Here is an 18,555-nt window from a genome sequence, read left to right as displayed (position 1 = left end):
TCACGGCCGAGCCGCAAACGAAGGGATGTTCTGAGAACGGCTAAGGGTTCGGCAAAGGGTTGTCCCGTAATCGCGGGTCACGCGTTGCCAAACGCCCTCATGCCGGCTTGGGGCAGCGGGGTCGTCACTGGTCTCGTTGCACAGGTCCCGGATGTACCAGTCGAGACGTGTCCCGTCCTCGCCGTGCGTGCGCTTGCCGGGGGTGAACCCCGCCCGCTGGGCTACTGCGGCAGATGCGGCGTTATCCGGCTCTACCCGGATCACCGCATCCTTCCCGCCCTCACTTGCCGCGTACCGGGATACCACGAGGACCGCGCGGGTGGCCAGGCCGCGCCCCCCTCCAGGACCTGTAGAGCCCGTCGGCGACATTCACCTGGCCGGGAGCCAAGCCTTCTGCTGCGAACCGCAGGTCGATCGTCCGCGCGAGCGCCTCGTCGGCGCCTATGCGGATGCCGAAAGCGCGGAGTGGCCCAACGGTCTCCCACTGTTCCCGGCAGTGCCAGATGTACGCTTCGACGCCCTCGCGTGTGCCGGGACCGCCGCTGAGCCAGCGAACCAGCGGCTCATCCCCCCCCGCAAGGTGCGCCTCCGCATCGTCCAAGCGCAGCGGGGACAGAGCGATGATCCGGTCGGACAGCGTCACTTCATGCACCCGGTAGTTCTTGACGCACGAGCTGCATCGCGCCATCGGATTCCGAAGGAGCTTGGCGCCAACCTCACCGGCCCCCGATCACGAGTACCCGCCTCATGCGACGCCGCCCGGGACGGCCGAGCGCAGAAATGCCGCCCCGGCGGTGAGCGCGTCGGCGGGGGTGTCGCGCACATGAGTCTCCAGCGCGTACGGCAGCGCCGGACGAGCGGCATGCAGCACCGGCAGCAACTCGCCGTACGGCACTACACCCTCACCGGCCGGACAGAACGCCCGCCTGTCATCGTCGGTGGGCCGGTAGTCCTTGACGTGCACGTAGCCCACATATGGCGCCAGCGCGCGGACCGTGTCGGGCGTGGCCTGTCCGACCTCGTAGAGATTCGCCACGTCCAGCCACAGCCCCAGACCCCGCTTGTGGTACCGGTCGAGGACTTCCAGTAGCGGCTCGGTGTGGGCGACGGTGCACACCGGCTCGTTCTCCAGCAGCAGCCGCACCCCGGCGGCGTCCGCCGCCTGAAGGGCCTTGTCCAGAAGCGGGTCTCCGAGCAGATACTCAGTCAGGTGCGGCTCGACGCGCAGGTGAGAGAAGACCCGCACGACCGGGGTACCGAGAATCCGCGCGGCCTCGATGGCCCGCTTGATCCAGCCCAGCCGTTCCTCGGGCGGGATCTGGGTGGGGAAGCCGAAGGTGTCCACCCTCCCGGGCGTCGCCTCGGGCCGGCACCACTTCCACAGCGGCGATGCCAGCGCCGCCACCGCCAAGCCCCGTTCGTCGGCCAAGGCGCGAATGTATCGCAGCCGGTCGACAGGCAGCGTCACCGCGTTGGCGCCATCGGCCGAGCGGATCTCCAGGTACCCGATGCCGAGCTGCACCGCCAGGTCCATACCCGGTGCCGGGTCGGGGCCGAGTTCATCGGGGTTGAGTACGAGCGTGCTCGGTGGGCGTGCGTCCATGGCCGTCTTCTCCTTCGGTGGCGCGGGTGAGGGGACAATCAGGAGCCGTTAGCGCAGGCTCAGTTGCCGTGGACCGGGGGCGGGATCGGCGGGGGCGGAAGAGGCAGCGGTCTCCGCCGATCACGATCGGAGTGAGGCTTGGGTCCAACCGGTGGCGGCCACCACCTCTCGAGCGATGTCCACGACAGGCCGTCCGTCCGTCACCACCCGCACGGCCTCTGACGGGGCCCGCTGGTCCAGAAGCCGTGCCTTGCGGACGCTGCCTTCCAGCTCCTGATCCAGCTCCGAGCCGAGTTCCCGTCCCACCAGCCGCGCGCGGGCTGTGGCATCGGAGGCAGTGAGCAGGACTCGTATGATCCGCACCCCGGCGCCCATGGCACGCTCAAACATGCCCGTCGCCTCTGGCAGCACACTCACGGTGTTCGTGTAGATCAGACGTCGGTAGCCGCGCTGGGCGAAGTTCGCCCACACGGCAGTCAGGTTGCTCTCGACGATCTCCGTGCGGTGAGGATCCCCTTCTGGTGCCGGATGCACCTGCCCCATGAAGTCACCCTCGATGACAGCGTGAGAGACCGCCGCATCGCGCAGCAAAGCCGAAACCTCCCACCCCACCGTCGTCTTGCCAACACCAGCCCGCCCACCGATGAGCAGCACTTCTGCGTGATTCATGAGGGCAGCGTGCCAGCTGACGACCGCCTCGCGCGATCCGCTACTGAGCTTGCTGGCGTGATGTCGTTGTGGTGAGGCCGGTTTCGGCGAGACATCCGTCGACGAGGTTGCTGCGGTACTGGATCTGGCGGAGGCTGTGCCGGAGGGCTCGCATCAGGTGGTTGGGGTAGGTGAAGGCGGTGTTGGCCTGGCTGCTGCGTCGCAGTAGTGACCAGATGCCTTCAACGGGGTTGAGATCGGGTGCATGCTGGCAGGAAGTAACAGGTGAGCCAGTCATGGGTCTCGATGAACGTCCCTAACCGGGCGTCCTTGTGAACGTTCAAGTTGTCCCAGACGACCACAATGGGGGCGTCGAGTTGCTGGTGGGCGGCGATGAGTAGGTCGCGGTAATCGGTCCAGGCGAAGCTGCGCCGCCCACCGCGTTTGTGGTCGACGTGCCTTTTGGGCCGGTAGATCAGGCGTGAGCGTTCACCTTGCTTGTAGCAGGCCAGGGCAGCGATGGAGATGCGCCGCTGAGAGCGGCCCCGAACCCGGATGAGGGGGTGTGCCCGCGCCGGGACCAGGTCCCGGTGGTGGGCGGCGCCATCGAGAAGCCGGCTTCGTCCTCGAAACAGAGCCAGGCCCCGAGCGCCGCCACGGTGTTTCCACCTGGGGCCAGGTCTCCTTCACCCAGCCGGTGACGGCCTTATCGTTGCGCTCCACCGCCCGGCGGGCCGGGACCTGGTGGCTGAAGCCGTGCCGGTGCAGCATCTGCGCGATCGCCGAAAGCGTCATGCTGAAGGGAGAATCGAACCTTGGCCAGGCAGGCGGCAGGGTCCGTTCTGCGAAGCAGAACGGACGTCCGAGGCGGATACGGAAGGTTCAGGCTGCGGGTGTGTGAGAGTGACTTGGTGGCCGAGAGCCTGGAGCTGACGGACAAGGTCTCGGGTCTTGCGGGCGGGATTGAGATGACGGTGGTGCCATTGAGCACCGAGTTCTTGTGCTCGCGAAACGCCCGTCGCTGCGCTGGTCTGGACCCCCGAGCAGACCGGCGCATTCCTCGACGCCGTCGCCGAACACCGGCTCTACCCCATGTTCCACCTGATGGTCTTCGGCGGCCTGCGCCGCGGCGAGGTCGCCGGCCTGCCCTGGAGCGAGACCAACCTGACCATCGGCACCGTCCACATCAGCGAACAACTCGTCGCCGCCTCCTACGAGGTCTGGGAAGACACACCCAAAAGCGACAGCGGGGAGCGCACCGTCTCCCTGGACTCCCAGACCCACGAACTGCTCCGCCTCTGGCAGCAGCGCCAGGAGACAGAGCGCGAGGAGTGGAACCGCGCATACGAGGAATGGCGGCAACGCCAACAGCGACCCAACCGGGCCGACGAGCCGAACAGCAAGACCGAGAAGAAGCACCCGTGGCAGGAAACCGGACTCGTCTTCACCTGGGAGGACGGCCGCGCCTACCACCCCGAGTACCTGTCTCAGGTCTTCGAACGGCTGATCAAGAAGCTGGATCTGCCGCCGGTCCGGCTCCATGATCTCCGCCACTGCGCGGCGACCCTCTCCCTTACCGCTGGCATCCACATGAAGAAGATCCAAGCCCTCCTCGGCCACAGCAGCTACTCGCTGACGGCCGACACCTACACCTCAGTACAGCCGCAGTTCGACAAGGCAGAGGCGGACGCTCCCATCGCCCTCGTACCACGCGCCGGAAGCCCAGAAGAGACCGCGCCTGACCCGGACACTCCCGGCGATGAGCCTGAGGTGCCCGACGTCTCCGGCGACCAGCCGAGGAGCCCGACGTTCCCGGCGAGACGGCCGCCTGACGGCATGTTCCCAGAGCGTTCCCAGCACACATGAGAAAGACCCTCCGCGATCTTCACGGAGGGCCTTCCTCATGCTCACACAGGCTCTGACCTGGTGATTCTCTGTGCCCCCGGCAGGATTCGAACCTGCGACACACGCTTTAGGAGTTCGATCGCCAGGTAGGGACTTCGTGGCGGCTCATGTGGGGGTGGGCCACGAAAGGTCTCCACGGGGTGCCTACGTCTGCTGCCGTTGATGTCAGACGTGGATGTCAGCTAGCTCCGTCACCGATCACCAACCCCCACCGAACACTGGTTGCAACGTAGCCGCTATGCCTGACTTGATCGCCAGGATGCCGCCCACGCTGGCAAGGTGGCGGAGCGGCTCCGCTGTCAGCGGTTGCTCGTGGTGCCGATATCGACGATGTGGTTGTACCGCTCCACCAGCACGAAGAGCTTGATCTTCTGCGTCGTCCCCCCGCTGCCGAAGGTCAGGGTGACGACGACCTCATGGCCGTTACCCACGGCGCCGTTGTCGGTCACCGTCCAGTTCCGCGGGACGTTTTGGGCACGCAGGACACCGTCCGCCCCGTGCTTCTTCTCCCAGGCCGCCAGTCGCTTGGCGAAGTCGGGCGTCAGGTAGTGCTTGCGGAGCACCGTTTCCAGCGTGGCGTCCGGGTCCGTGTAGTCGCCGATCGCGTCGATGTACGCGCCGTAGAAGTCGGCGACCCGGGTCACCACTTGGCCGCTCGTGCCGCTGACCGACTGCGGTGCGGCGGCGGACGACTTTGCGGGGGCATGGACGGATGCCTGTGCCGACACCTGTGTCGACACACCGAGTCCGACAGCCAGGACGAGGCCGGCGGCGACGGCCGCGCGGCGGCCCGGACGGCGCTGTGCGGGGGACTTCCTGTTCATGTGCATCTTCCTTTTCTGGTCCATATGTGGTTGCTCACGGCCCGGTGTCTTCGTGTCGGGGCCGTTGTGTGGCTATCGCCTTTTCGGGTCAGCGAGCGCTGCCCGGAGTCATGAACATCCGCTGCGCGGACCCATTCCCCCCTGCCGCGGCTCGGGGCGCGATCGACGACACCCAGTCCTGCGGAATCGCGCCGAATGACCCTGTCAGCGGTCGATTGGCCGCCCTCCCCACCCCCGTGGCGGAGGGCGGCCTCGGTCATGCGGTCAGCGGAGCTTGTCCACGGCCCGTGATGGCCGTCTTCTTGAAGGCCTTCACCGTGTGCAGGCCGTGGCCGTGCCCGCTGTCCTCGACAGGCAGCGTGCCGTAGTCCTTCAGCGTGGCCTCGGTCTCCGGGCCATCCTTCTCGATACGTGCGCACAGGACTTGGTGTCGTTGCGCGGCCGCCAGAAGCGCCCCTTCGCCACAGCCGTCCTGGACAACTGCACTCTGACCTGACGGACGGTCGCTCCTGTCGACTTCGGTGCGGAGCTCCCGGTACCAGGTCCGGGCTGTCGCCGCCCAGCGCCATGCGTAGACAGCGGTCCTGTTCCACCGCCTCCGGTACGCAGGCGGTGACCTTGCCCACCGTTCAGGACGAGCTTGGATACGACGGGAGTTGGGCCGCCGTGAGGAAGCCGACGCCTTGGCCGCGACGTTTGCCAGTGTGGCGAGCGTCGTGCCGAGGGCGAGCCCGTGACGGCGAGTGCGAGGGGCGGGCCTGCTCGGGTGCGCTGGGGCATGGGTGTCTCCCGTGGATGAGTGGATGAGTGTCGTTTGTCGCCCGTCGCCGGCTGGTCGGTCCGGTCCTGGTCGGTGCGACACCAAGAGCATCAGCCGTCACGACGGCTCGGCGCAACGCCGGACGGCCGCCCGGCGAGGGTGGAACCATCCCAGCCCGTCTGACGTGCAGGTATATGGACCGCCTGAGATACGGGGAAACGTGGGAGGTTGGGGGAGCGATGTCGACCGAGGACGACGTCGAGCAGTTCGCGGCGCTGCTGCGCCGGCTGAAGGACCGCACGGACCGGAGCTACGGCTCCCTGGCCCGCCGTCTCGGTATGAACACCTCCACGCTGCACCGCTACTGCGCGGGCGAGACGGTCCCGCAGGACTACGCCCCGGTGGAGCGGTTGGCTGCCTTCTGTGGAGCAACACCGGAGGAACGCCTCGATCTGCACCGCCTGTGGCTGCTCGCGGTGACGGCACGACAGAGGCCGAGGGCGGGTGAGGAGGCAGCGGAGCCGACAAAGACCGAAGGAGCACTGAAGCCGACAGGGGACGAGCGGGCTTCGGGTCCGGATAGCCGGACGGCGGGGCGTGCGGGTGGCAGCACGTGCAGTGTGGGTGGTGGCGCCGACGGCATCGGTGGTGACGGGGGCGGCACGAGCGGTTCACCACCGCGACTCGATGCGGGCGCCCCCGACGCCGCACTGGCTGCTCCCGACGCTCCCGGACCGGGCAGTTGCGAGTCGACGGCCCAGTGGGATGCGGTCCGCTCAACTGGACGGCCCTGGTACCGCCGTCGCCGTACCGTCGTCGGCGCAGCCACGGCGACCGTACTGCTGGTGACGCTGGGCAGTATGTCGGCGCTGTCGGCCGACCGGTCTCACGACAACTCCGCCAAAGCCCCCGGTCAGTCCCGTACGACAGGAAGCGGTACGTCACACCACCCCTCGGCCACTGCGGCCAGCCCCTCCCGCAGCCGTTCTTCGGCCTCGCCCTCCACAGGAGTACGGGCTTCAGGGAGCCCCGAGTCGAAGGGCGGATCGTCGGCGGAGGCGAAGAGCGATGCCCCCGTGCCAACCGGTGTGCCGCTCGCGTGGACCGCCGACTCGCGGATCTGGGACGGCGGTTGCGGGCACGACTACGTCATCGGCAAGGAGCCGGCCCAGGTGCCCCCGCCGCCGGTAGAGCAGGACGCCGGAGTGTGGGCAGCGACGCAGCAGGCGGTACCTGGGCGGCAGACGACGGTGCAGATCTCGGTGCAGGGGAAGTCGTCCACGGCCGTGGTCCTCGCGGCCCTCCGGGTCCGTATCGTCAGCCGCGGCACCCCGGTCACCGGCAACGCGTACGCCATGGGCCAGGGCTGCGGCAGTGATCTGCCGCCCCGCAACTTCTCCGTGAACCTGGACGTCGACCGCCCGATCGCCCACGCGCGCCCCGGCAACGACAGCGGAAAGCCCGTCCCCGCGGTTCAGTTCCCCTACCGCGTCTCCGCCGAGGACCCGGAGGTGCTGCAGGTCACCGCGACGACCGAGGCCTACGACTGCAACTGGTACCTGGAACTGGACTGGTCATCCCAGGGCCGCACCGGCACGGTCCGCATCGACGACCACGGCCACCCGTTCCGCACCAGCAGCATCAAGGGCCTGCCCCACTACTGGTACGGCACGAACGACCACGGTGTGCGTCAGTGGGTACCCACCGACTCTTGAGGGAACGTGGGAGCTGCTCGGGCCATTTTCGCGATGTGACCGTTCCCCGTCACCCAGGCCCATGCTGCTGGAGGGGCCGGTTGCTGCCGCTTCGGCCAGGAACGCCCGCCGCGTTCCACTCAGGTTCGGTGTCGGCTCAGGCATGACACCTGTCATATGCAATACCGGATGCAGAGCACTGGGGCTCGCGGGTCGACGTCCGTACGGTACTTCCCATGACGAAGAGCAACGGGGAGAACCCACAGAAGACCGACATCAAGGTGAGCCTGATCGGCGGTCATCGCCTGGCAGGAGCCACCCTTCACGAGAGGACCGTCACCACTTCCCTCATCGGTGGTGCCGACGTCGATCTGACGGACATCGACATCCCGGACGGCACCGAGCTGCGCATCACCAAGTTGAGCCTGATCGGCGGCGTCAGCCTCAAGGTCCGCCGCGATGTCCGGGTGGAGGTCCACGGGCTGCGCCTGGGCGGAGTGAAGGACGATGGCCCGAGTGAGCCGGGTGGCCCGACGGTCCGGATCGACGCCTGGGGCCTGGTTGGCGGCGTCAGCGTCACCCGCGCCTAGTCAGAGTTCAAAGAAGCCACCAACCTCCCACAGGCAGATGACAGATGATGGATCGGGAGACGAGACGCAGATACCGCTGGGGTCGTGGCCAGTGGACACGGTGCGTGACCGTCGCCCGCGCCGTATCTTCACTGCATGCTGGACAGGTGCACGCTTTCCAACTGTCCGCGCGGCCGTCCGGGGGCGTTCGCAGGGGTTCATAGGGCAGGTCAGGGGGTTGCGCGCACGGCGGTGAACGGTGCTGTCCGTGGGCGCACTGGACAGAGACCAGGACAACTAGGCAACCGACACCCGCTTTAGGAGTTCGATCCACCCCTGGGACGTGGCAGGGATGCCGGGTCTTGCCGGGCGAGCGGGCTGCTCTGGTTGCATGCCTGGGTGCGTTGCTGTCCGCGATCGTTGATGTCAAGGATGGATGTCAGCCCGCATCACTGGACGAGCTGGCGACGGCGGTGACGGCGATTGCTCTCATGGTACGGGCCACTGGCCCTCAGCCACCGTTCGGCGCCTGGGGATGTGCGGTGGCACGAGGTGGCCGATGGCTCGCATTCCCCAATGCCTGCCGGGTGCGGCGTGAGGAGACGCCGAGGGCGACGGCGGCGGTAAGAATCCAGAGGGCCTGCACGACCGACATGACAATGGCGAAGATGAGCCCGGGGGTGCCGAAGACAGCCGCGATGCCCGCGACAACGAAGAGTGCGGCAACGATTTTGGCGGAGTTGGCATACTGCTTGTGCAGCACGGAGGGGCGCAAGGCGTACCCGATGCCGATGAAGAGCAGCGGGGCGGGCGCCAGGGGGAAGATGCGCGCGAAGACTCCGTTGCTCAGGGCGAAAGCAGTGGCGACGGTGGCCGGGTCCTTCGCGTGAGCGGCTGCAGGGACCGCTTCCAGGAACGCAGCTTCGATGAGGACGACCGCGAGCAGCACAGCGCAGCCCACGAGGGTGACGAGCCCGGCCATCTGTCGTGCGGTGCCGCTGTGGTTCAGGAGGGTTAGGAAGAACAGGATGCTGAGCGTCGCGCCGGTGGCTTGGAGCCACCCGCCCGCATAGAACAGGAGAGTGTGGCTGTTCGCGTAGCTGATCAGCTGATGGGGTGAGGCGCCCGCGTAGGGCCAGCCGGCCAGTGCCGGGACGGCGAAATAGATGATCAACAGGATGGGGCCTGTGACTCCCGCCCAGGCACCCCAGTGGAGCGCTCGTCGACCCCAGTCGTCAGTCCAGTTGGATGCTCGGGCCGGACCCTCCGAGGGAGGGGCCGAAGTCTGCTTCGTCTCGTCCGCATCTGAGCCCATCAGGTCCCCCTGCCGATCGCCCAGTGACAGTGGACGGGCGTGGCACCCCCGTGTCAAGGGCCCCGGCTGCGACGAGATGGCAACGGCGCGGGAGGAATGGTCCGGGGAAGCAGGCGCCCCTGCGGTGGGAACGGACATCCCGTTGCCCGCTCCTGTCGCCTGCATCCAAAACGGAGGTGGCACGCGACCTTTCCGCCCCGAACTATCGGCTGGGTGGTCATTGAGGTGTGCTGGGCTGGTTAACCGGCCGTAGACGGCTGTTGAGTATCACCTGCGGTCGTTGGGGTTGCTGTACTTCTCTGCTGTATAGCTTGGGCGGCTCGGCGCGCGTGGGTGACGGCGGCTTCCGCGCTAGCACGGCAGGTCGACGGAGGCTCCTGGTACGTGGCACCGGTGGACGCCATCGAGGCTCTGCGGGCAGCGGCTGCCTGGCTGGGGCGCTGGGGCGAACGAGCCCACATACGCTCTGGTGAGGATGCACGTGGGCCCGTCGTCCGGGTGCGGGTTGACCTTCCGCCTGAGGGTCGGTCAGCTCAGCCGGTAGCCGTTGTAGCCGTATCCGACCTTGACGCGGGAGGCCAGCGGGTGCGAGACGTTGCCCGTGCCTTCGTACAGCCACAGGTTGCCGCTGCTGTCGCGGGCGATCAGGTCGGAGTGGCCGTTGCCGGTCATGTCCCCGTTCATCACGTACGCGGTGTAGTGGAAGCCGTAGCCGATCTTCACGCGGGACGCCAGCGGGGCCGTCGGGTTGCCGGTGCCCTTGTACAGCCACAGGTTGCCGGAAGAGTCCTGGGCGAGCAGGTCGAGCTTGCCGTCTCCGGTGAAGTCACCCTTGCCGAAGACGTTGGCGCCGTACATGTTCCAGCCGTAGCCGAGCTTGACGCGCGAGCCGAAGTTGCCATGGCCGGTGCCCGGGTAGAGCCAGAAGTTGCCGCTGGAGTCCACGGCCAGCAGGTCCTGGTAGCCGTCACCGGTCACGTCGCCGGGCACGAGCATGACCTTCATGCCGTTCCAGCCGGACCCGAGCTTGGTGACGTCGGTGTTGCCGGTGGACAGGTTGTAGTGCTGCCAGTACAGGGTGCCGTCGGTGGTGCGTACCAGCAGGTCGGCGTAGCCGTCGCGGTCCAGGTCGGCCTGGCGCACCAGGTTGACCCCGCTCCAGTCGCCGAGGGACACCCGGGACCCGAAGGACTTGCCACGCGAGTCGTACTCGTAGCCCTGGCCGTTGGAGGCGATCGCGAACATGTCAGCGCGGCCGTCACCGCTCAGGTCGGTGTCATCGATACGCGGTTCGGCCGCCCCGACGTACGTACTCAGCTTGGTGAAGACGCTGTACGAGCCCCGGCTCACGCAGTCCTGCACGCCCCACGACACGACACCGACGACGCGCCCGCCGACGACCAGCGGGCCGCCGGAGTCGCCGTTGCAGGTGGCGACCGTGCCGCTGTCGGAACCGCTGGCCGACGCGCCGACACAGGTCATGGCGCCCGACACGAAGTCGCTGCCGTAGAAACCCGAGCACGTCGAATCGCCGTTCACCGGCACGGTGGCCTTGCGAAGGGTCTGCGAGATGTCCTGGCTGGTGGAGCTGGTGCGCCCCCAGCCGTAGATCTGCGCCTGGGTGCCCGTCTTGTACGACGTGGTGTCGTCGGAGGTGGTGATGGGTAGCGGCTTGGCGCTGATCCGGTTGGGCAGCGTCAGCACGGCGACGTCGTTGACGGCGGCGCCGTTCGAGGTGATCTTGAACGAAGGATCGTTCCACTGCCGCCACACGCCCGTCACCGTGCCGCCGTGGAGATCGGTGGTGTTGGTCGACGAGTCGGTGGTCGGCAACTGGTCGGTGCCGTAGACGATGGAGCCGTTGTTGTGCCAGTCGTAGCCCGAGACGCAGTGCGCGGCCGTGAGGATCTTCGTGGGCGACACGACGGTTCCGCCGCAGAAGAAGCCGACGTCGTCACTGGTGTCGGTGGTTCCCTTGTCGTCGTAGTACCACAACTGCACCATCCACGGAACTGTGGAGATGCTGGTGGTCGTGCCGCCGATGATCTGCGTGTCGGCAGTGCCGGAGGCCGACGGCTGCGGCTTCGGACTGGTGGTGGTGCCGGACGGCGCGCCAGTGCTCGCGGCAGGTCGCAGGGTTGCGGGGGTATTGGCGGCCGGCGCGGTGATCGCGCCGTGCACGCGGGCGGTGAGCTGTGACTTGCCGACGCTGCTGTGGCCGTTGACGCCGATGTCCGTCGGTAGTGGTGCCGCGTTGGCGGGCGCCATGGTGAGCGCACCGGCGCCGCCGATGAGCAGCGTGGCGGCAGCGGCAGGTACGGCTATCCGGCCCCGGCGACGGTGTTTCCCGCCTCTGTGGGCAGAGGACACTTATGTCTCCTGTGATGAAGATGCTGGGGGGGTGGCATCGAACAAAGCGGCTGATCGTACTTCCGGCTCATCGATCTTCACCAGTTTCATGCACCACAGAAGTCTTTAATTTTCTCGCCGTTGCCCTGCACTATCCAAAACATTGGCAACACCACCGGTCACATCGTCTCTCGCTTGAACGGCCGCGGCGGCACAGCGGGCGAGTCACGCGCCGTGGAGTGTGACCAGTAGCCGAAGAAGTGAAGGGCGGGGTCTCTGACCTGCGGCCGTGTGATCGACCAACGCTGCGACCTGCGACCCCCGCACGGCCCAGAGACGGCCCGGGCGGGGGTGTCGCGGTGTGCTCTCCGAAGCCGACTATGGGCGGGGCGGTCGTTGAGGTCTGCTCGGCTGACCAATCGTGTTGTCCTGTAGCCGGTGAGATGTGCTGATCAGCAACCCAACACCCGCTTTAGGAGCGAGGTTGGGCGGTCACGGGCCTGAGCTGCGGGTTCCCTATCTTGGGCGGAGTCCGGCGGCCGTACCCTTGCGCACCCCGACTCCCCGTGACTCCCCGCCCGTTCTGGCACGAGAGTGGCACAGGGCCGTGCACCGGTGACCCTCTCGATGCGAACTACGGGCGGGTAGTGCGCTGAGGTCTCCTGAGCCGGTCACGGGGTTCTTAGCGGCCGAGGGCGGTCACCTGAGGTCTCCACAGTTGCTGTACTTCTGTGCTGTATCGCAGGCGGCCTATCTCAGGGTTCCTCAACTCTGCTTCACTGGTGGGCGCCTGCGCCGGTACCCAAACCACCATCGTTGAGCAGGGGAAGGACTGTCGTCGTCCTGCACGGACAGCGGCGAGACCGGCGTTCGTGCGCATGCCGATCTCGCCGCTGTTGACCGTGGTTCACCGCTCTATCTGGTGCGATCTGGCGCCGACCACAGTCCGGTCTGTGCCTACTCGTTGAGCCTCAGTCGGATCTGGCAGTTGTGGTCAGCGCGGCCGATCACTTTCCCCGCGACGGGAGAGGGGAGGTGGCGCTCATCGGGGAAGTCGGACCGGTTGCCCGCATGGGGAAAGAAGGCGCTGGACTCTTGTCGCCTGGGTGTGCCGTCCCGTCCCTCGTTGCGGGTGGGGCGGCGCGGCTGTCAGCCGATAACCCTGGCGGTCCAGTTGTGCTCATCGGTGCCGAGCAGGGTGATACGGCGTTGCAGTCCTTGGATGCCACCGATGGCGGTAAGTGAGGGGATCGGGCCGCGGTCGACCGCGATGCACAGGCTCAGTTTGTTGGCCGTGGTGCAGGTCGAGCCTGGGTCGGGGCCTGGAGCGCCTTCCGCTGGACGGACGACGATGGAGACGTCTGCGTCTTTGGCGCCGCCCCTGGCGCCGTAGACCATCCACAGTCTCCAGGCTCCGTGACCGGGGAGATCCGGTCGGTCGAGGTCGACCTCGTTGACATGGAAGTCCGCGGGCAGACCGCTGATGTGCAGAGGCAGGGGTACGGCCGTATCGCCGACGGCGACCCCATCTGCCACCCGGAGCAATGTGCCCTGAATGTCAGGGGTAGTGAGGTTATATGCGATGATCTGGGCCCATCGTCCGTCTTTCGTCTGCCACCGCAGCGTGCCTGATCCGGCACGCTGGTCGGTGGGATTGGCACTGTCGTCAGTGAGCCAGTACGCGGTGCGCCCATGGACGGACGGGGCGGGCACCTTCAGCTGGCGGGCGCCGCCGGCGAATCTGCCGAGACTGGGTGTCACTCCGGTCGGGTAAAGGCTCAGCAGGATGCGCGGGGCCGAGATTCCCCGGCCAAGAGCCTGGGCCGTCGCGCCCGGCAATCCTGTCTCGGAGCCCTCGGTGTAGCCGACCCCGGCGATCGACGCGGGGAGCCAGCCGAAGCTGGCGGGGGCGACCAGTGGAACGTGGCTGGTGGCGCCCGTGGAGGGAGGTGTGCCGGTTGTGCCATCCGCCGGAGGGTTGAGCAGCGTGGCGCCGTGGCCTGGCAGTGCGATGACGCAGAGGAGGACGGCTAGAGCGCAGGAGGTGGCTCCTAGCCATGCGGCCCTGCGTCGGCGTAGGCGTCGCCGCCCCTGCACGCGAGCCTTGGCGATGTCGATACTGCTCGGCGGTGCGGGCGCTTGTGTCAGATGTTCAAGTCGTGTTGCGAGGTTGATGGTGTCTCCGGTCACTGCTGGGCCCCCTCTGGCGAAGCGACGGGACGGGTTTCGAGGAAGCGACGTAGCGCGTCGATGCCTCGTGACGTCTGGCTTTTGACGTTCCCGGGCGAGCAGCTCATTGCCTGGGCCGCCTGTTCGACCGAAAGGTCGCAGTAGTAGCGCAGGACCACGGTGGCCCGCTGACGGGGTGGAAGACGCGCCAGCGCCGCACGCAGGTCGAGCGCGGTGTCGACATCGGGACTCAGTGCAGCAGGATCATCGTCGGCTGCCCGCAGGACGACCCGCCGACCCCACATGGACCGTTGCTCGGCCAGGAAGGTGTTGACGAGGATCGCCCTGGCATAACCATCGACGTTCTCGATCCCTTCCGCGCGACGCCAGTTGGTGTAGAGCTTGGTGATGGTCGTCTGCACCAAGTCGTCAGCGTGATGCCAGTCCCCGCACAGCAGGTAGGCGACCTTACGCAACCATGAACTCCTCGCGGTGACATACTCGGTGAACTCGGCGTCGCGTCTGCGCTCCGCCATCCGCGCCCACGCCCCTCTCGGTCATCTCACGTCCGTCTTCGATCCTCTAATGCGCGCGAGCCTTCTTTTGGTTGCATGCCACGTCGAAATCGCGTGGGATCACGCTCAGCGCGCGCCGACGTACTCCTGCATCGCTCACCTGCGGGCCGGCCTGCACCCCGCCTTCAGTTCAGCCACTTCTGTGCTGTACCGCAGGCGGCCTATCTCAGTGGTTCCTCAACTGTGCTTCGCTGATGGGCGCCTGCGCCGGTGCGCAGACCACCCTCGCTGAGCAGGGGAAGGGCTGTCGTCGGCTGTCGTCATCTGTCGTCGTCGGCCGCCCCCGGACGGCCCAGAGACGGCCCGAGCGGGGCTCTTTCGGTGTGCCCCCTCGATGCGAACTACGGGCTGGACGGTTGTTGAGATCTGCTCGGCAGGTAAGGCGGTGGTCCCGGGGCCAGTGGTGGACGGCCACGGTTACGGTGGTTGCTGTACTTTCCTGCTGTACTGCGCATCCTGTGACTTGGGGGAGGAAGCGTGCGAGCGCTGGGTATCTTCTTCGTCTTCCTGCCTTGCCTCGCAATCATTTGCTTCATTTGCTTCGCTGCGTTCCGTGCCCAGAACCACAAGGTCTCGAAGATTTTCGCCTACGGATGTCTGTCCGTCGGTACGGCCTTCGCGACCATTCCCGTTGGGTTCATCCTTCTCTGGGTTGCCTCGGCACTGTTCACATAAAGTGCGAATCGTGCTGGCTGGTTGACCAGGGTGGCCATCCACCCGGCAGCACCAGTTTGGAAGATCGCGTATGGGGATGCTGTCTGAGATGGCAAGACGCTGACGTGCGCGTCCCCAGACCGGTCACCGTGACTCCCCGTTGTTCCCTGTGCGGCGCTGCTGGATCGGGCACGCAGGGGGCACGTGAGGGCCAGGGCTTCCCAAGGGTGGCTGTTTCTTGCGTCACAGTCGCCGCTTGTCTCTGAGGTAGGGAACCACAAGGAAACGCGGCCTGTTGAAGACCCCGATCAGGGTGATTAGCAGCCAGCAGAGGATCACCCCGCCGCCTGCCACCAGCGAAATCGCCCACCACGGCTCAGCCGGTTTCTGCGTCTGCGTGACCGCGGTTCCCAGCGCGATCACCGCGATGGCCATCAAAACGAAGTGGGCCGCCACGACCACGATGCCCCGTGTGATGACCCACCCTGGCGCCCCTCTCACACTGAACGACCGCGCGGCTTCGGAAGCACGCTCGGGATGCCTCCAGAGCCGGACGGCCACCACGACGTACCGGACAGCCAGCGCCACGAGCACGGCTAGCGCAATCAGGCCCCCGATCACTTGCCAACTCCGCTCATCGTCCCCCTGCACACGGCTCGCTTGAGAATAGATCGACACCTCACCGGCGGGACAGCCGTGTGCTCGCTATTGCCTCCGGCAGCAACCACCCCCGGCTCCCATCCCGTCCGCCGTCGACCCACACACCGTGGAGCAGGCGTGGTCCAGGGGCGTCAAGGTGGAGCGCGCCACTGTACGAACGACCTTGACGCCCCTGGGCCGCGTCTGCTCGGCTCTGCCTGGGTCGACGGTGGACGGGATGGGAGCATCCCACGCACGCCACTACGCGGCCCGCGGTCGGCGACGGCGCCCCCTCCATCCCGGTGCCGGCCGATCCCCCGCCGGAGGCATGGCCTTGACCGTGGCCGCTCTATGCGGTGATCGACTCATGGCCACCGGCCCTATCCACATGTGGGCGCGCGTCGGCGCAGCGCGGGCGGAGCGGGCCGGAGGCAGGAGCGTCGCCCGCAGCGGAGCCGGGAAGCGCGCCCGGCGGAGCGGAGCGCAGCCGGGGCTTGATGAGGTAGAGAAACCTGTAACAGCTCGCGCGGGGTCTACGCGTCGAAGTCGTACTCCAGGATGTAGGAGGCGGCATCGAGCGTCATTTCGTTGATCTCGACGGGGCGCCCCTCATCCGCGAACGCGGTCCGGCAGATGAGGATGACCGGAGTGCCGGCGGAGCCCGCACCCTGCGGTGGGGCACACAGCTCGATGAGGTAGAGAAACCTGTAACAGCTCGCGCGGGGTCTACGCGTCGAAGTCGTACTCCAGGATGTAGGAGGCGGCATCGAGCGTCATTTCGTTGATCTCGACGGGGCGCCCCTCATCCGCGAACGCGGTCCGGCAGATGAGGATGACCGGAGTGCCGGCGGAGCCCGCACCCTGCGGTGGGGCACACAGCTCGACGTCCAGCCGATCGGCGCCTTTGGCCACGGTGAGGAGATCACCGAACAGGCCGTCGCCTCCTACGTGGCCAAGTACGCGACCAAAGCGGCTGAGACCACCGGCACCGTCGACCGCCGCATCGGCAACAGAGAGGCGCTCGCCCTGCTCGGCGTCCCAGACCACCCCGCCCGGCTCATCACCGCGTGCCTCGACCTGCACGCGCTCTACCCGGACCGGAAGCTGCGGGACTGGGCTCACATGCTCGGCTTCCGGGGCCACTTCTCCACCAAGTCCCGCCGCTACTCCACCACCGTCGGCGCCCTGCGCCAGACCCGCGCCGACTACCGCGCCGCCCAACAACGCGCCGCCCTCGGTCTGCCCGACACCGATGACGCGGAGGCAACCACGCTCACTCTCGCCCACTGGACCTACGCCGGCCACGGCTACACGCCCGGTGAATCTTGGCTCGCCGCCAACATCCGCCGGGACATCCAGCTCAACCGCGAAACCGCCCGCGCAGTGCATGCGGACCTGTACGAACACGAGATCTCGGGGGAGTGGTGATCGTGGATCGACTTCTCAACGTTCAGCAGGTCGCCGAAGTCCTCGGCACCGGCGTGCGCTTCCCCCGACGCCTGATCGAAGAGCGTCGGATCACCTTCGTCAAGGTCGGGCGGCATGTCCGCATCCCGGAGAGCGCGGTGTCCGCCTACGTCGCTGAGCACACCGTTCAGCCGGTGGCCGTACGTCGCGCCGCACTGAGGAGGGTTGCCTGATGGCGAATAACCAGGGCAGGCGTCGCCGGTTCGGCTCGGTCCGACAGCTCAAGTCCGGCCGCTGGCAGGCGCGTTACCGTGATCCGCACACGGGTCAGCTTCGCAGCGCAGAGGAGACCTACGCCACCAAGACCGATGCTGAGGTCGCGCTGACCCTCATCGAGTCAGACATCACCCGTGGCCAGTGGAATGACCCCGACGCGGGCAAGGTTCACTTCGGCGAGTACGCCACGGCATGGCTCAAGGACCGCAAGCTTGCGGCCCGTTCGCGCGAGCGCCATGAGTCGGTGATCCGGCTTTACCTCCTGCCGGCCTTCGGTGAACGTCCGTTGTCGTCGATCACGACGGCACAGGTGCGGGCTTGGCGTACGGCGTGCCTCACGCGCACAGGTGAGCCGACCGTGGTCAAGGCGTACCAGATCTTGCGGGCCATCCTGAACACGGCCGTTGATGACGAGCTGATCCGCCGTAACCCGTGCCGGATCAAGGGCGCCGACTGCTACGACGTGCCAGAGCGGCCCGTCCTCACCGTGGCGGAGGTGTACGCCGTGGCCGATGCGATCACCCCGCGCTACCGGCTGCTCGTCCTCCTCGCCGCCTTCACCGGCCTGCGCTTCGGGGAACTGGCCTCACTCCGCCGGCGGGACGTCGACACGGACAACTCAGTACTCATGGTCCAGCGCTCACAAGCCGAGATGCAGACGGGCGCCCTCTTCGACAAGGCCCCCAAGTCCGACGCCGGCGTCCGCCCGGTGGCCGTCCCGACCGAACTCCTTCCGGACGTGAAGCGCCACCTCGACGACAACGCCGGCCCCGGCCGTGACGGCCACGTCTTCCTTGGTCCCCAGGGCGGTCGGCTCCGCCGCAGCAACTTCCGGGACGACTGGATCAGAGCCAGGAAGAAGGCAGGCATCACGACAGACGTGCACTTCCACGATCTTCGGCACACCGGGAACACCCTCGCCGCGTCCGGGGCGAGCCTGCGTGAGCTGATGACCAGGATGGGCCACAGCACGCCCCGCGCCGCGCTGATCTATCAGCACATGGTCAACGGACGTGACCGTGAGATCGCCGATCGGCTCGGCTCGATGATCCGCGGGGAACGGGGTGATGCGGACTCCTAGCGGACCTTGTGGCACGTGCGTGGCACGGCCGTGATCACGGCAAAGGGCCAGTTCGAGGGGATTACGCCCCTGAACTGGCCCTTAGTC

Annotated in this window: 14 protein-coding genes and 5 pseudogenes; 6 read left to right on the top strand and 13 right to left on the bottom strand. The window is 67.2% G+C overall.

Annotated elements, in window-relative coordinates; genetic code table 11:
- The 5 genes and pseudogenes from ASC56_RS41685 to ASC56_RS37635 all read right to left on the bottom strand — a co-directional run.
- Nucleotides 1–369 (bottom strand): GNAT family N-acetyltransferase, encoded by a 369-nt coding sequence (locus ASC56_RS41685; RefSeq protein WP_234376865.1) that lies wholly within the window; start codon nt 367–369, stop codon nt 1–3.
- 376 nt (nt 370–745) lie between these two features.
- Nucleotides 746–1,603, bottom strand: coding sequence for a sugar phosphate isomerase/epimerase (locus ASC56_RS07140; protein ID WP_055490369.1), 858 nt, complete (start codon nt 1,601–1,603; stop codon nt 746–748).
- Between the two features lie 120 nt (nt 1,604–1,723).
- Nucleotides 1,724–2,272: an AAA family ATPase gene (locus ASC56_RS07135; RefSeq protein WP_199835936.1), complete on the bottom strand. Its 549-nt coding sequence runs from the start codon at nt 2,270–2,272 to the stop codon at nt 1,724–1,726.
- A 40-nt stretch (nt 2,273–2,312) separates the two neighbouring features.
- Nucleotides 2,313–2,858: pseudogene (locus tag ASC56_RS41680) on the bottom strand (transposase).
- Nucleotides 2,858–3,022 (bottom strand): annotated as a pseudogene (locus ASC56_RS37635) (winged helix-turn-helix domain-containing protein); the annotation flags it as partial. The pseudogenes ASC56_RS37635 and ASC56_RS41680, both read right to left, overlap by 1 nt.
- Nucleotides 3,023–3,277: 255 nt before the next feature.
- Between ASC56_RS37635 and ASC56_RS07130 the strand changes: the two are divergent.
- Nucleotides 3,278–4,117, top strand: a complete 840-nt coding sequence (locus tag ASC56_RS07130; RefSeq protein ID WP_079102340.1) for a site-specific integrase — start codon at nt 3,278–3,280, stop codon at nt 4,115–4,117.
- Between the two features lie 338 nt (nt 4,118–4,455).
- On the opposite strand, the gene ASC56_RS07125 is transcribed toward ASC56_RS07130, so the two are convergent.
- Nucleotides 4,456–4,980, bottom strand: a complete 525-nt coding sequence (locus tag ASC56_RS07125; protein ID WP_055490366.1) for a hypothetical protein — start codon at nt 4,978–4,980, stop codon at nt 4,456–4,458.
- A 999-nt stretch (nt 4,981–5,979) separates the two neighbouring features.
- Here ASC56_RS07125 and ASC56_RS07120 point away from each other — a divergent pair.
- Nucleotides 5,980–7,455 (top strand): helix-turn-helix transcriptional regulator, encoded by a 1,476-nt coding sequence (locus ASC56_RS07120; protein ID WP_055490365.1) that lies wholly within the window; start codon nt 5,980–5,982, stop codon nt 7,453–7,455.
- A gap of 215 nt (nt 7,456–7,670) precedes the next feature.
- A complete protein-coding gene (locus ASC56_RS07115) occupies nt 7,671–8,024 on the top strand; it encodes a hypothetical protein (protein WP_055490364.1) in 354 nt (117 codons plus the stop codon).
- Between the two features lie 490 nt (nt 8,025–8,514).
- Here the strand turns inward: ASC56_RS07115 and ASC56_RS07110 are convergent, their stop codons facing one another.
- The 7 genes and pseudogenes from ASC56_RS07110 to ASC56_RS07080 all read right to left on the bottom strand — a co-directional run.
- Nucleotides 8,515–9,177, bottom strand: a complete 663-nt coding sequence (locus tag ASC56_RS07110; protein ID WP_055490363.1) for a hypothetical protein — start codon at nt 9,175–9,177, stop codon at nt 8,515–8,517.
- 669 nt (nt 9,178–9,846) lie between these two features.
- The gene (locus ASC56_RS07105) at nt 9,847–11,688 is read right to left on the bottom strand and encodes a trypsin-like serine protease (RefSeq protein WP_055490362.1); all 1,842 of its coding nucleotides are present in this window, start codon (nt 11,686–11,688) and stop codon (nt 9,847–9,849) included.
- Between the two features lie 1,128 nt (nt 11,689–12,816).
- Nucleotides 12,817–13,857, bottom strand: a complete 1,041-nt coding sequence (locus ASC56_RS40520) for a hypothetical protein (RefSeq protein ID WP_159039604.1) — start codon at nt 13,855–13,857, stop codon at nt 12,817–12,819.
- Nucleotides 13,854–14,372 (bottom strand): SigE family RNA polymerase sigma factor, encoded by a 519-nt coding sequence (locus tag ASC56_RS07095; protein ID WP_055490360.1) that lies wholly within the window; start codon nt 14,370–14,372, stop codon nt 13,854–13,856. The genes ASC56_RS40520 and ASC56_RS07095 overlap by 4 nt, the downstream gene beginning before the upstream one ends.
- Nucleotides 14,373–15,308: 936 nt before the next feature.
- Nucleotides 15,309–15,686: a hypothetical protein gene (locus tag ASC56_RS07085; RefSeq protein ID WP_159039603.1), complete on the bottom strand. Its 378-nt coding sequence runs from the start codon at nt 15,684–15,686 to the stop codon at nt 15,309–15,311.
- A 551-nt stretch (nt 15,687–16,237) separates the two neighbouring features.
- Nucleotides 16,238–16,363: pseudogene (locus ASC56_RS41675) on the bottom strand (GntR family transcriptional regulator); the annotation flags it as partial.
- 67 nt (nt 16,364–16,430) lie between these two features.
- Nucleotides 16,431–16,556 (bottom strand): annotated as a pseudogene (locus tag ASC56_RS07080) (GntR family transcriptional regulator); the annotation flags it as partial.
- On the opposite strand from ASC56_RS07080, the pseudogene ASC56_RS07075 reads away from it, so the two are divergent.
- From ASC56_RS07075 to ASC56_RS07065, 3 genes and pseudogenes are all read left to right on the top strand, one after another.
- Nucleotides 16,557–17,132 (top strand): annotated as a pseudogene (locus tag ASC56_RS07075) (replication initiator); the annotation flags it as partial.
- On the top strand, nt 17,132–17,344 hold the full coding sequence (locus ASC56_RS07070; RefSeq protein ID WP_055490641.1) for an excisionase family DNA-binding protein: 213 nt from the start codon (nt 17,132–17,134) through the stop codon (nt 17,342–17,344). The pseudogene ASC56_RS07075 and the gene ASC56_RS07070, both read left to right, overlap by 1 nt.
- Nucleotides 17,344–18,468: a tyrosine-type recombinase/integrase gene (locus tag ASC56_RS07065; protein ID WP_055490356.1), complete on the top strand. Its 1,125-nt coding sequence runs from the start codon at nt 17,344–17,346 to the stop codon at nt 18,466–18,468. Before ASC56_RS07070 ends, ASC56_RS07065 begins: the two co-directional genes overlap by 1 nt.
- Nucleotides 18,469–18,555 lie beyond the last annotated feature (87 nt).

Source organism: Streptomyces sp. TP-A0356, assembly GCF_001417775.1.
Taxonomy (GTDB): Bacteria; Actinomycetota; Actinomycetes; order Streptomycetales; family Streptomycetaceae; genus Streptomyces.
The sequence above is the reverse complement of the archived record's forward strand: the minus strand, read 5'-3'. Positions and strand labels throughout refer to the sequence as shown.

What these genes read in the sequence shown, in the direction of transcription:
- ASC56_RS07065 (WP_055490356.1), top strand. Translation starts at nt 17,344, where the DNA reads ATGGCGAATAACCAGGGCAGGCGTCGCCGGTTCGGCTCGGTCCGACAG.
- ASC56_RS07125 (WP_055490366.1), bottom strand. Translation starts at nt 4,980, where the DNA reads ATGAACAGGAAGTCCCCCGCACAGCGCCGTCCGGGCCGCCGCGCGGCC.
- ASC56_RS07135 (WP_199835936.1), bottom strand. Translation starts at nt 2,272, where the DNA reads ATGAATCACGCAGAAGTGCTGCTCATCGGTGGGCGGGCTGGTGTTGGC.
- ASC56_RS07095 (WP_055490360.1), bottom strand. Translation starts at nt 14,372, where the DNA reads ATGGCGGAGCGCAGACGCGACGCCGAGTTCACCGAGTATGTCACCGCG.
- ASC56_RS07115 (WP_055490364.1), top strand. Translation starts at nt 7,671, where the DNA reads ATGACGAAGAGCAACGGGGAGAACCCACAGAAGACCGACATCAAGGTG.
- ASC56_RS07140 (WP_055490369.1), bottom strand. Translation starts at nt 1,603, where the DNA reads ATGGACGCACGCCCACCGAGCACGCTCGTACTCAACCCCGATGAACTC.
- ASC56_RS07120 (WP_055490365.1), top strand. Translation starts at nt 5,980, where the DNA reads ATGTCGACCGAGGACGACGTCGAGCAGTTCGCGGCGCTGCTGCGCCGG.
- ASC56_RS41685 (WP_234376865.1), bottom strand. Translation starts at nt 369, where the DNA reads ATGTCGCCGACGGGCTCTACAGGTCCTGGAGGGGGGCGCGGCCTGGCC.